Origin of the sequence: Cohnella thailandensis, assembly GCF_014212135.1 — a bacterium.
GTDB classification, from domain to species: Bacteria; Bacillota; Bacilli; order Paenibacillales; family Paenibacillaceae; genus Cohnella; species Cohnella thailandensis.
Map to the genome: position 1 here is coordinate 57,633 of NZ_JACJVQ010000020.1, position 13,008 is coordinate 70,640.

The 13,008-nt window shown below is 54.8% G+C and carries 9 protein-coding genes; all 9 read left to right on the forward strand.

Annotated elements, in window-relative coordinates:
• Positions 1 to 23: 23 nt before the first annotated feature.
• The 9 genes from H7B67_RS23745 (at position 24) to H7B67_RS23785 (ending at position 12,995) form a co-directional block, all read left to right on the forward strand.
• Positions 24 to 1,298 (forward strand): glycoside hydrolase family 1 protein, encoded by a 1,275-nt coding sequence (locus H7B67_RS23745; RefSeq protein WP_185122364.1) that lies wholly within the window; start codon positions 24 to 26, stop codon positions 1,296 to 1,298.
• 173 nt (positions 1,299 to 1,471) lie between these two features.
• Positions 1,472 to 2,434 (forward strand): ABC transporter permease, encoded by a 963-nt coding sequence (locus H7B67_RS23750; protein ID WP_185122365.1) that lies wholly within the window; start codon positions 1,472 to 1,474, stop codon positions 2,432 to 2,434.
• Positions 2,435 to 2,449: 15 nt separating this feature from the next.
• Positions 2,450 to 3,334 (forward strand): carbohydrate ABC transporter permease, encoded by an 885-nt coding sequence (locus H7B67_RS23755; RefSeq protein WP_185122366.1) that lies wholly within the window; start codon positions 2,450 to 2,452, stop codon positions 3,332 to 3,334.
• Positions 3,335 to 3,441: 107 nt separating this feature from the next.
• Positions 3,442 to 5,205, forward strand: a complete 1,764-nt coding sequence (locus tag H7B67_RS23760) for a sensor histidine kinase (RefSeq protein ID WP_185122367.1) — start codon at positions 3,442 to 3,444, stop codon at positions 5,203 to 5,205.
• A complete protein-coding gene (locus tag H7B67_RS23765) occupies positions 5,202 to 6,815 on the forward strand; it encodes a response regulator transcription factor (RefSeq protein ID WP_185122368.1) in 1,614 nt (537 codons plus the stop codon). Before H7B67_RS23760 ends, H7B67_RS23765 begins: the two co-directional genes overlap by 4 nt.
• 174 nt (positions 6,816 to 6,989) lie before the next feature.
• The gene (locus tag H7B67_RS23770; protein WP_185122369.1) at positions 6,990 to 9,302 is read left to right on the forward strand and encodes a glycoside hydrolase family 2 protein; all 2,313 of its coding nucleotides are present in this window, start codon (positions 6,990 to 6,992) and stop codon (positions 9,300 to 9,302) included.
• Between the two features lie 174 nt (positions 9,303 to 9,476).
• Positions 9,477 to 9,692, forward strand: a complete 216-nt coding sequence (locus tag H7B67_RS23775; RefSeq protein WP_185122370.1) for a hypothetical protein — start codon at positions 9,477 to 9,479, stop codon at positions 9,690 to 9,692.
• A gap of 226 nt (positions 9,693 to 9,918) precedes the next feature.
• Entirely contained in the window at positions 9,919 to 11,757 is a 1,839-nt protein-coding gene (locus H7B67_RS23780; RefSeq protein ID WP_185122371.1) for a cache domain-containing sensor histidine kinase, read from the forward strand.
• Positions 11,754 to 12,995: a helix-turn-helix domain-containing protein gene (locus H7B67_RS23785; protein ID WP_185122372.1), complete on the forward strand. Its 1,242-nt coding sequence runs from the start codon at positions 11,754 to 11,756 to the stop codon at positions 12,993 to 12,995. Before H7B67_RS23780 ends, H7B67_RS23785 begins: the two co-directional genes overlap by 4 nt.
• Positions 12,996 to 13,008: the final 13 nt, after the last annotated feature.

Consider the following 13,008-nt stretch of genomic DNA (forward strand, 5'->3'; position numbering starts at 1 on the left):
TATTTAAAGGAGGATATTTCATCATGACGCTTCGTTTTCCCGACGGATTCTACTGGGGGGCTTCTACGGCCGCCCATCAGGTGGAAGGAAACAATGTCCATTCGGATTTCTGGCTGATGGAGAATCTGGAGGGGTCTATTTACCGAGAACCATCGGGCATCGCCGTCGACCATTATCGGCTCTTTAAGGAAGATATCGGGCTGCTCGCCTCGTTCGGGCTGAACTCCTATCGGTTCTCTATCGAATGGGCAAGAATCGAGCCGGAGGAAGGGAAGTTCGATCAAGCGGCTATCGACCACTACCGGGAAGTCTTGCTTGCGTGCCTGAGCATGAACGTAACCCCGATCGTCACCCTGCACCACTTCTCTTCCCCGCAATGGCTGATCCGCGCCGGCGGATGGGAGTCGGAAGACACGCCCGAGCGTTTCGCCAGATACTGTGCTTATGTCATGAGGGAGCTGGGCGAGCTCATTCCTTATGTTTGCACGATCAATGAGGCGAATATCTCCATCGGAATCGCCAAGATCATCAAGAGGCATCAAGCGGGAGGGGACGGCCAGGCGCAAGTCGGGATCAATACGACGGACAAGAGCCGGATGGTTGCTTATTTCATGGAAGTAGGCAAAGCCTTCGGACTTCCTCCCCAAGAGGTTCATTCCTTCCATGGCGCGCGCACGGAGAAGGGCCTGGAGGTTATTTTCCGTTCGCATACGCGCGCGAGGGAAGCCATTCGCGTGATTAGTCCGAATACCCGGATCGGTCTGTCGTTGTCTCTCTATGACATCCAGTCCATCCCGGGCGGAGAAGAGCATGCTTCGCACGCCTGGAACGAGGAATTCCTTCAATTCCTTCCCTACTTGGAGGCGGACGATTATTTAGGCGTTCAGAATTATACGCGCATGGTTTACGGACCGGACGGCGCGCTGCCCGTTCCCAAGGATGCGGAGACAACGCAGATGGGGAACGAGTACTATCCGGAGGCATTGGGGGCCGTCGTCCGCTTCGTCTCCAAGCATCTGGCCAAGCCGCTCTTCATCACCGAGAACGGGATCGCGACCGATGACGATACCCGTCGCATCGAATTCATCGACCGTGCCCTTAGAGGGGTGCACGCCTGCATCGCGGACGGTATTCCGGTTATCGGGTACATGCACTGGTCGCTGCTCGACAACTTCGAATGGCAGCTAGGCTTCTCGAAGACGTTCGGGCTGATCGCGGTGGATCGGGCTACGCAGGAGCGCAAGCCGAAGCCGAGCGCCTATCATCTCGGCCGGATCGCAAGCTCCGATTCCTTATAACTATGTTGAAGCAGCCAGGTCCGATTAGGGGCTTGGCTGCTTCTTTTTTTGCCGTTGGAAAAGGTCGTCAAAGCGATATCCAAAAAGTCGTCATTCCGTTAGTTGGCGCAGAAACCATCGCTTATGATAAGGCTAGTTAAACCAGCTAAACGACAAGAGGAAGGGGAAAGACTATGGCACAAGCCGCCGCAACAGACGCCCAGCAGGCCGTAGGCAAAGAACCAAGGACGAACCGTTATCGGAAATACGCTCCGCTTCTGATCATGATGATTCCGGGCCTTCTTTACCTGCTGATCAACAATTATCTCCCGATGCTCGGGCTCATCATCGCGTTCAAGGACGTGAATTTCTCCAAAGGCATCCTGGACAGCGATTGGGTAGGGTTCGCGAACTTCGAATACTTGTTCAAGACGTCCGATGCTTACATCATTACTCGGAACACGATTCTCTACAATCTGGTGTTCATCCTTCTCGGAACCGTTCTGTCGCTCGCCTGCGCGATCCTGCTCAACGAGATCAAGAACAGAACCTTGCTCAAAGCTTATCAGAGCATTATCACGCTGCCGCACCTGATCTCCATGGTCATCGTCAGCTATCTTGTCTTCGCTTTATTGAGTCCGGAGACGGGGTTTCTTAATAAAACGGTCCTTCCTTGGTTCGGCATCGACGAAGGCATCATGTGGTACAGCGAGACGAAGTATTGGCCTTGGATCCTGACGATCGTCAACTTCTGGAAGACGGTCGGGTATTCCAGCATCGTGTACTTCGCGGCGCTGCTCGGAATCGACGAGGAGTATTACGAAGCTGCCCGATTGGACGGAGCCAGCCGCCTGCAGCAGATATTGCGGATTACGATCCCGATCCTGACGCCGGTCATCATCATGCTGACGCTGCTCAACGTAGGACGGATCTTCTATTCCGACTTCGGCTTGTTCTACCAGGTTCCGCTCAATTCCGGCGCACTGTTCGAGACGACGGCAACGATCGATACCTACGTGTTCCGCGGGCTGATGGGAACCAGCGATATCGGAATGTCCACCGCGGCCGGCTTCTATCAGTCGATCGTCGGCTTCATTCTCGTCATGCTGGCGAACTACATCGTAAGACTAAAAAATAAAGACAATGCACTGTTCTAAGGGGGGGCGACCGATATGAAAAGCGAAAGCAGAGGATTAACCTGGTTCAGCCATATCTCCTTGTTCCTGTTCGCCGCGTTCTGCCTGATTCCGTTCGTGCTGCTCATCTCGGCATCGTTGACCGACCAGAATGCGATCGTCGCTCAAGGCTATTCGTTTATTCCGCATAAGTTCAGCACGGACGCCTATGACTATTTGATCAATCGAGGTTCCGACATCGCTCGGGCTTACGGAGTGACGATATTCGTAACGGTATTCGGTACGGTGGCCGGACTTGCCTTGACGACGCTGCTCGCCTACCCGCTCTCCAGAAAAGAAACGCCCCATCGGTTCCTGATCATGTTCATCGTGTTCTTCACGATGCTCTTTCACGGGGGCTTGATCCCTTCCTATCTGGTTTATACGCAGCTATTCGAGATCAAAAACACGATCTGGGCTCTTATCATCCCGGGATTGCTGACGAACGGCTTCTACGTGATGATGATGCGAACGTTCTTCCAGACGACCGTGCCCCCGGCGTTGATCGAATCGGCGCATCTGGACGGGGCGAGCGAATACCGGACGCTGTGGTCCGTCGTGCTGCCCTTGTCGACGCCCGTCCTAGCTACCGTCGGCTTGTTTACGTGCATCATGTACTGGAACGACTGGCAGAACGGGATGATCTATATCACGAACCCCGATTATTTCAGCGTACAAAATCTGCTAAACCGGATTATGCAGGATATCCAGTATATCAACTCGAATATGGCAGGCAACGCAGGCGAAGCGTTGTCGCAGATGCCGACCGACTCCGTCAAGATGGCCATCGCGGTCATCGGAGTATTGCCTATTCTGGTCGCCTATCCGTTCTTCCAGAAATACTTCATTAAAGGGATCATGATCGGCGCCGTCAAAGGCTGACGATTCCGGCAAGAGACTAGCGCCTCAGCCAACACATATTGGTTGTGGCGCTTGATCTTTATATGCGTTTATTATGGTAGAAACGAATCGATGAAGGAGCCGACAGCATGCATAACCTAAAGTCGAGATGGTGGCGAGGTTCCTTAAGATTCAAATTGATCTTGAGCGTGCTGCTGATGACGGGGCCGCTGGTCGCCATGCTCTTGTACAACAATCTTTATGCCATCGATGTCGTGCGGGGGCAGGTCGCAGATTCTTATAAAAAAATGCTTACCCTATACATGAATCAAATCGACGGCGGCTTGAACGATATCGATGCGTATATGAACTCCATGTCGGGAATAGCCGGCTTTGACCTGGTCGCTCTGGAAAGCGCCGAATCGGATTCGGAGTATTACAGCTCCAAGACCTATTTATACAATAAGCTTAACCGGGATATCACTTTATACGGCTCTCTAAGCTCGTTCTTCGTCTACCAGGAGCGCAGGCAAGACTATATGGAGGTCTATAAGTCGCAGAACCTAACGATCGAGGAGAGGGACCGTATCCAGCTTTATCTTATCGATCTGATCGAATCCGGCTCTATTCCCAAAGACGGCTCCATGCAGAGATGGCATTATGCCCGAATCGGAAACAATCATTACTTGTTCGATATTATTCAGACAGGCGGCGTTTATTTAGGCGCGCTGGTGAGCACGGATCAGCTATTGGAGCCGCTGAATTCCCTTCAGATCGGCGAGGGAGGGGCTGTCCTGCTGGCGGACGACCAAGGGGAAACGATTACCGAAAGCAAGCTCGTCAGCGCGAGCGGCATCCGATTGCACCGGAGCGAAGAGAGCTATTACTTGTCCGGTTCGGACCGGAAATACTTGATCGTCGAGTCCCCTTCCGTCCGGGGGAGCTTCAGGCTCGTGGCTGCCATCGAGGACCATCATATCCTCGACAGGCTTCCGTACCTTCAAGGACTGATCTGGTTCATAACCGCGGGCTGCGTGCTTTTTATTCCGGTCGGTCTTTATTACATGAGGCAGGCGATCCTAGCTCCTCTGTACCGGGTCCTCGTCTCGATGAAGAAGGTTCGCAGCGGGGATTGGAGCATTCGCGTGAACATGCGCAAGGGCGCTTCGGACGAATTCCGAATTCTCGGGGATTCGTTCAACTCCATGATGACGGAGATCGAGACGCTTCGGGTCAATGTCTACGAGGAGCAAATCAACAAGCAAAGGGAAGAGCTGCAGCGGCTGCAGCTTCAGGTAAACCCCCATTTCTTCCTGAACTCGTTAAACATCGTCTATAATTTGGCCAAAGTCAAAAACTTCGATTTGACGATGGAGCTGACGCGGTCCTTGATCCATTACTTCCGCTACATGTTCAGAAGCAACACCGCATTCGTTCGCATGAAGGACGAGCTGGAGCACACCCGCAACTACTTGCGCATTCAGACGCTGCGTTTTCCGGGCAAGCTGACTTGGAGCCTGGAGGTTCCGGATTATTTGGAGAGCATGCCGATACCGCCGCTGGTCATTCAATCGTTCGTCGAGAATTCGATCAAACACGCGGTCACGATGGATAAGCCCGTCCATCTCTCCGTGGGGATGGATTTCTTGGACGAGAACAGCGGCTCCAGGGTGAAGATCGCCATACAGGATACCGGCGTCGGGTTTGACGAGATTATTCTTCGCGAATTGCAAGCGGGCCGAAGCGTAGAGAACGATAAGGGGGAACATATCGGGATCTGGAACGTCCAGCGTCGCTTAAAGCTTCTATACGGAGAAGAGATGTCCATCGAGTTCGACAACGATCCGAGCACCGGCGGCGCGGTCGTCACGATCGTCCTTCCGGTGAATCCCGAGACGGAGGAAGCGCCATGAACTACCGCTTGTTGATCGTCGACGACGAGATTCATGCCATCGAAGGCCTTAAAGCGGATCTCGATCCGCAGAAGCTCGGAATATCGGAGCTTTACACCGCCAATAACATTAGACAGGCCAAAGAGTGGTTCGAGAGCGAGAGAATCGATATCATGCTGTGCGATATCGAGATGCCCCAGGGGAGCGGCCTGGAGCTGCTGGACTGGGTTCGGGAGCATTCTCCGGATACGGCAACGATCTTCATTACGAGCCATGCCGACTTCAAATACGCCAAACAAGCGCTTCAGCTCGGAAGCCTTGACTACCTGCTTAAGCCGGTCCTCTCGGAAGAATTGGAGAGCGCCATCCGTAAAGCCCGGAGCGTCATCGAACAGAACAGCGAGAATAACCGGAACAGCAAGATCCATCAACTGTGGCAGAAGCATCAATTATTCCTCATCGAACGCTTCTGGCTGGACCTGATCAACCATTCGACGCCCAGTTCTCCGGCCGCGGTCCGGGAGCAGGTAGAACGGAACCATCTTCCGATCGCGGAGGGCTCGGCGTTCTATCCGATCCTGATCTCCGTCAACAGGTGGAATAAAGAGTTGAAGCGCAGGGACGAGAAGATATTGGAATACGCGATCAAGAACAGCGCCGAGGAAATGATTGTCGGGAGCCGCGCGAGCGGAATATGCTTCTCGTTGGACCGCGGGCTGCTGCTCGTTATTTTGATGGCGGAACGGAATACGGATTGGGACGAAGAGAGCCTGAGGCTGGCTTGCCAAGGCTTCGTGGAGTCTTGCCATCGTTACTTCTACTGCCATTTGTCCTGTTACTTGGGCCAATCGGCCGAAGCGCACGAGGTGGCCGGATTGGTCGCTTCCCTGCGGGAGCGGGACCGCAACAACGTCGCTTTCTTTAATCGGGTCTTCCTTATGGATGATTCGGGCGATTCCGATCTTCCTGCTCGCCTGCCGGAATTGGACTCGCTCCCGTCCTTGCTCAAGACCGGGACGAAGGAGGCCGTCAAGCAAGAAGTCGAGAGATATCTGGAGGATCTCGTCCGCAATCTGGGGATGGATGCCGAGACTCTTCATCGATTCGGCCAAGATTTTATGCAGGCGTTGTATTCGTTCCTGAACGCCAAGGGAATTCAAGCGCATCGGCTGTTCGGGGACGAGCAATCCAGAAGCCTCTCGGAAGCGTCGGGGCGCTCCGTCCCGCATATGCTGACCTGGGTTCATCATGCGCTGGGCAAAGCCATGTTTCAAGCCGAGGCCGCCAAAGAGAACGACACCGTCGTCGACACGGTTAAACGCTATATTGCCCAGAATATGGATCAGGACTTGTCGCGCGAATTCATCGCCGAGCAGGTGTTTCTGAATCCGGATTACTTGTCCCGAATATTCAAGAAAGAAACGGGGTATTCGATCTCGGACTACGTTCTGTTGGCGCGAATAAACAAAGCGAAGGAGCTGCTGCTCCAAACGAATATCCCCATAAGCGCCATCGCGCTGTCCGTCGGCTACTCCAACTTCTCCCACTTCGCCAAGATGTTCAAGAAGTATGCCGGGATCGGGCCGACGGAGCTTCGCAACCAGGCTCATTCGGGGATTTCGCAATCTTAAGGCTCCGCCGTACGTCGGCGAGCCTTTTTTTACGTCGGTCCTTTGCTCCATTAGTCGTCAAACCGTTAGTCGAGAAGTCGTCAGAGTGTTAGCGAGGGATATCGTTGCGCCCTATCATAGAGGATAGGGATCTTGAATAGAGAGAAGCTTGCAGACCGGGGAGCGTGAAGATGAATGAGAAAACGAATTCTAATCAACGAGGGATGGAGATTTATCCGTCAAGACGTCGATAAAGCCGAACTCGAGACGTGCCAAGACGAGCATTGGAACGAGGTGAATCTTCCCCATACCTGGAACGCGGCGGACGGAGCGAACGGGTACGAATATTATCAAGGCGCCTGTTGGTATCGAAGGACGGTCGCCTTGGACTCTTCCGATCAGGGGAAAAAAGTGTACATCGAATTCGCCGGCGCGAATAGCATTGCCGATGTTTACGTGAACGGTCGGCATGCGGGCCGGCACAAAGGAGGTTATTCCGCCTTCCGATTCGACATAACCGAGGACGTCGTATTCGGAGCCAAGAACGCGATCGCCGTCAAAGTCGATAATACCGTCGTGGACGATGTCTATCCTCAGAAGGCGGACTTTACGTTCTACGGTGGCATCTATCGGGAGGTTAGCCTGCTGATCGCGAATCCCGTCCACTTCGACGCGATGGACGACGGTTCGAACGGCATTTATATCGTTCAGCAAGAGGTTTCGCGGGAGAAGGCTTCGCTGTCGATAAAGGCCAGACTCGTCAATGATAGCGATGAAGCCCGAAAGGTTCGGCTCTGGGCGGAGATTGCCGATGCCGACCGGAATCCCGTTACGTATGCCGCCAAGGAGGTCGTTCTGGCCGCGGGCGAGCTAAGAACCGAAACGCTGTCTTGCGTGATCGACCGTCCGAATTTGTGGCACGGCAGACGGAATCCTTATCTGTACCAGGCAAACGTTAGCCTGACGAGCTTCAACGATACGGTCGACGAACTCGCGATTCCGTTCGGCGTCCGATACTTCCATGTCGACCCCGAGAAGGGGTTCTTCCTGAACGGCGAGCATCTGCCGCTTCGCGGCGTGTCGAGGCACCAGGACAGGAAGGACAAGGGCTGGGCCATCTCGGAGCAAGACCAGGTCGAAGACATGGAGCTGATCAAGGAGATCGGCGCGACCTCCATTCGCCTCGCCCATTACCAGCACAGCCAATTTTTCTACGATTTATGCGACCGAGAGGGCATGGTGGTATGGGCGGAGATTCCCTTTATCTCCATCATGTCTCAGAACGAACTGGAAGGGGTAAACGCCAAGCAGCAGATGCTCGAGCTTATCAAACAGAATTTCAATCATCCTTCGATTATCTTCTGGGGGATTCAGAACGAGATCCAAATCGGCGGGGAGCGGCCCGAGGTCAGAAGGCTCGTCAAGGAGCTTAACGAGTTAACGAAGCAAGAAGATCCGACTCGGCTCACGACGATGGCCAACGTCCTGTTCGTCGACGAGAAGGACGAATTCAACCGGATGACGGACGCGGTCGCGTACAACAAGTATTACGGCTGGTACCACGGCAAGACGGAGGACTTCGATCCTTGGCTGGACAAGTTCCACGCGATCAATCCGGACCGGCCGCTGTGCATCTCCGAATACGGAGTGGAAGGAATCGTGCAATACCACAGCTCCGCGCCGAAGGTGAAGGATTACTCGGAAGAATACCATGCGCTGTACCATGAAGTCGCTTGGCGGATTTTCGAGAAGAAGCCGTTCCTCTGGGCCACGTACGTGTGGAACATGTTCGACTTCGGAGCCAATATCCGCGATGAAGGCGGAGTGAAGGGAAGGAACAACAAAGGGCTCGTCACCTACGACCGGAGAATCAAGAAGGACGCTTTCTATATGTATAAGGCGCATTGGTCCGAAGAGAAGTTCGTCCACCTGACAAGCAAACGCTTCGTGGACCGGGCGGAAGAGAGCATTCGGGTAAAGGCTTATTCGAATTGCGAAGAAGTGACGCTTTACGTTAACGGCGAGAGGCTTCAAACGATCTCCGGCGGGGAGAGGATATTCGTCTTCGAGGATGTCATGCTCGCGGAAGGGCTGAATGAGATCCGTGCCGAGGCTCGCGATAACGGTGCCATATACCAGGATATCGCCAGATTTAATAAAGCGGAAGAACCGAATCCAAGCTATGAAGCTCCTGTAGTCGACAAAGGAGAAGAAGCGAGCAACTGGTTCGAGCTTCCCGACATGGGCGCGGAAGAGCCGGAAGAGCTGGTAATAACGGACGAAGTTTTTTCCACCCGGTGTACGTTTAAGGAGCTCTATGAAAATAAAGAGGCGGAGGCTATCCTGACCACTTACTTCGGAGCGGACTTCAGGGACAGGCCGACTTACGCCATGACGCAAGGCTTCACGATCGATATGCTGGCGACGATGGCTCCCGAGCACTTCACCGATAAACTGATCTACGCCCTCAACAGAGAGCTCACCCGAATCCATAGAAACCGGCTTTAACGGGAAGGGGCTTCCGGACGAAGGAGGATCGGCAAGAAGTGAAGACAACCAACTTCTTCCGGGACGTTCTGTACCAGATGGAAGCGATCTTCCTGTCCTTCTTGACTACTTGGATAGCGCTGCATTGCTGGATGTGGAACCGGCTCGTCAAGATGAAGAGAGGAGGTGACGGACATGGGCTTCGACCAACATTCCAAGCTGGGAGACCTGCTGGCGAGCGAGGGCGCGAAGGAGGTACTCGAGAAGCATCTCCCGGGGTTCGCGACGAATCCGATGACGGGGATGGCGAGCGGATTCACGCTTAGCCAATTGGCCGCGTTCCCCCAGGCGAATATCTCTTCCGACGTTCTGGAGGCGATCGTATCGGATCTCGCCTCTCTTACGGAATAATAATGACGGTCTTCTTCCGGTTTACCAGGAGGAAGACCGTTTCGTTGTCTAAGCCCCCAAGCTTCTCCACAAGAAGAACCTATAAAATAACCTGGTAAAAACGATAAAATGTTCCTTTGACGAACCTAAGGTTCCTCTAGTATAGTGCGGGTAATCGTGTAACCGCATACATGGCGGAAGCTTAACAACAACGGGGACAAGCAATTCATAGAGGGATGGGCTAAGCATGAAAAGCGGCACAGAGTGGATGCGAAGAGCGGTCTTAAGAATACGCAATTTAAAGTTTCAGAACAAGCTAATGGCCAGCTACCTGCTGGCGTGCGTCATTCCGCTCGCCTTGGTCAGCGCCATCCTCTTCCGACAATCGGCGGCGGGACTGGAGGAGTCCTCCCAGGAATTCGCCGCATTATATACCTCTCAGATCAAATCTTCCTTGAACGAATTTCTCAAGGAATACGACAAGGTCACCAAGTCGGTTCTGGTCGACAATGAGCTGATCTACCGTCTCGGCGACAGCTCAAGCCTGCCCATCGACGAGCAGATCAACCGGCAGGTGGCCGTACAGCGCATGCTGATGCGCGTGGCCCTGCTCAAGCCGGAGATCGGCACCGTCATGCTGATCAGCCGGAATAACGGCGTCTATCAATATACGAATACGACTAGCAAGGTCAACGAGAATCTCCTGCTCTCGCGGGACTGGTACGAGCCGCTAAGCCGATCGGAGGATACCTTTGTTATCACCGGGCTGCACGACCGTTCCTATTACGAAGATAAAGGAGCGGGAGCCATGGTGACGGTAGGAAGGCTTCTGTACAGCTCGGACGGGGCCTACGCGGGCCTCCTTCTGATCGATTTGGATCCCTTCTCGTTGCTGCCGCTGGATAACGACTTCGTCCAAGCCCGTAATAAATACGGGATGAACGTCATCATCCGGAATAAGCACGATCAAGTCGTCTATGATTCCGACGCGGCCAGCGGCCGGCTCGCTTGGGAGCAAGTGCTCGAATTTTCCGGAACGAGAGAGGGCGGTCCGGGCGACCGGGCTCAAGACCGGATACGGCTGACGGGAAGCACTTCGCAAGGGGAACTGACCATTCAGACCGAGATCCCGCGCGCGAAGCTGCTTCAGAAAATCAACCGAATCAAAGGGACGACGCTGATCCTGATCCTGACGAGCTGCGTGATCGTCGCCCTTCTCTCGCTGGGGTTAAGCTATACGATCACGAAGCCCATCAAGGCGCTCCGGAGAAGCATGAAGCAGGCGGAGGTCGGCCAATACCTCCCGATCGAGAAGAAGCAGGCGAACGACGAGATCGGAAGCTTGGTGAACAGCTATAACAAGATGATCGTCACGATTCGCACGTTGATCAACGACGTCTACTTGGGGGAGATCAAGCAGCGTCAAGCCAAGCTCGTCGCACTACAGAATCAGATCAACCCCCACATGCTGTACAACACGCTGGAATCCATCCGCATGAACGCTCTCGTCAAGGACGACGACGAGACCGCCGATATGATCAAGATTCTGGCCCGGATGTTCCGGATCGCGCTCGGCAAGGACGGCAGGCGGCATTCGATCAGGTCCGAGCTGGAGTACACGGCCTATTACCTGAAGCTTCAGAACATCCGGTTCGACAACATGTTCAACCTGGAGGCGGCGGTTCCCGACGAGATGATGGATAACGGCATCGTTCCTCTCATCTTCCAGCCTATCGTCGAGAACACCGTCAATCACGGCTTCGAAGGCTACGACCGGATGATCGATATCGTGATCGAAGGCGCCTGGACGGAGGAGGGGGATATCCGGATCCGGATATCCGATAACGGGGCCGGCATTCCCCCGGACAAGCTGGCGAAGCTGCGAACGCGCTTGGACGGCGCGGGGACGGACAAGTCGAAGCTGGAGCAGGCGGAGGAGGACGCGAGCAAGGGCCTGGGGCTGACCAATATCGCGGAACGGATCAAGCTCCATTACGGCGATCTCTATTATTTGACGATCCTTCACTCGGACAAGGACGGCACGACAATCGAGATGTTGATTCCAAAGGGAGGAATTTCCGAATGAGACTGGTATTGGTGGACGACGAGAAGGGCATCGTGGCGGGGTTAAGGAAGCTGATCCATCGCCATCTTCCCGAATGCGAAGTGGTCGACTCGGCTTACAACGGCGTCGATGGATTTCGGCTCATCGAGCGGCACCGCCCCGACATGGTCATTACCGATATCCGGATGCCTCAAGCCGACGGGCTGGAGATGATCGGCAAGGCGATGGAAGCGGGAATTCCGTCCCAATTCATCCTTCTGAGCGGCTATGCGGATTTCGAGTACGCGCGCGCGGCCATGCAGATGGGGGTAAGGTTCTATCTGAACAAGCCCGTCGAGGAGGAAGAGCTGCAGGAATGCGTGAACCGGGTCATGGACACGATCCGCGAGGACCGGGCCAAGCGGCAGGAAGTGGACGAGCTGAAGCGGACGGTTCGCAGCCGCGATCAAGCGGAAACGCTGCGTATTATCCTTGCAAAGGGAGGGGAGCGGGAGGGCCTTGCGGAAGAGCTGCTCCGGCCGGACGGACTCTCCCCGGAGGACTGCCGCTTCGCTTGCGTACTGATCGAAGCGGACGGAGAAGGGGAGGTCCTAAGGGAGACAGTCCTTCAGCCGATATTCCGCCATATCGATGCGGCATTCGGAGCATTCCGCCGCGTCTACCGCTTGCGATACTCGAACGACCGAATCGCCGCGCTGGTCGCCCATGACGGTTCCATCGACGAGAAGGACCTGCTTCTCGCGGTTCGCCGTCTTCTCGAGCAAGTAAAAACGGAACTCAATCGATCTTTGTCCGCCGGTATCGGAAGGGTTCGCAGCGGGGCGGAGGGGATCGGCGAGAGCTTCGAGGAAGCCCGGGAAGCCCTTAGCCTCAAGGCTAGCGGAGAGCAGGGCGACATACGTCCGTTCTCCGGTCTCCATCCCTACCCGAAGAAGAGAGACCCGATCGCCGAGATCAAAGAGTACGTCGCCGCCCATTGCCGGGAGCCGCTCAGCCTGGCGGACCTGTCCGCCCGCTTCTTCCTCAGCCCCATCTACTTAAGCCAGCTCTTCAAGCAGAAGACGGGGGAGACCTACATGAGCTATCTGGCGCGGGTCCGTATCGATAAAGCCAAGCAGCTGCTGGAGAAGACCGATTGGAAGGTGTACGAGATCTGCCGGCAGGTCGGCTATTCGGATACGCAGTATTTCACGCGGCTGTTCGAGAAGCAAACCGGGTGGAAGCCGAGCGAATACCGCAGGAGGCATACCGAAGGGTAAGGTGCCGTGCCGC

Bases quoted from the DNA above. Each gene is read 5' to 3' on its own strand.
- H7B67_RS23745 (WP_185122364.1), top strand. From the start codon at position 24: ATGACGCTTCGTTTTCCCGACGGATTCTACTGGGGGGCTTCTACGGCC.
- H7B67_RS23750 (WP_185122365.1), top strand. From the start codon at position 1,472: ATGGCACAAGCCGCCGCAACAGACGCCCAGCAGGCCGTAGGCAAAGAA.
- H7B67_RS23755 (WP_185122366.1), top strand. From the start codon at position 2,450: ATGAAAAGCGAAAGCAGAGGATTAACCTGGTTCAGCCATATCTCCTTG.
- H7B67_RS23760 (WP_185122367.1), top strand. From the start codon at position 3,442: ATGCATAACCTAAAGTCGAGATGGTGGCGAGGTTCCTTAAGATTCAAA.
- H7B67_RS23765 (WP_185122368.1), top strand. From the start codon at position 5,202: ATGAACTACCGCTTGTTGATCGTCGACGACGAGATTCATGCCATCGAA.
- H7B67_RS23770 (WP_185122369.1), top strand. From the start codon at position 6,990: ATGAGAAAACGAATTCTAATCAACGAGGGATGGAGATTTATCCGTCAA.
- H7B67_RS23775 (WP_185122370.1), top strand. From the start codon at position 9,477: ATGGGCTTCGACCAACATTCCAAGCTGGGAGACCTGCTGGCGAGCGAG.
- H7B67_RS23780 (WP_185122371.1), top strand. From the start codon at position 9,919: ATGAAAAGCGGCACAGAGTGGATGCGAAGAGCGGTCTTAAGAATACGC.
- H7B67_RS23785 (WP_185122372.1), top strand. From the start codon at position 11,754: ATGAGACTGGTATTGGTGGACGACGAGAAGGGCATCGTGGCGGGGTTA.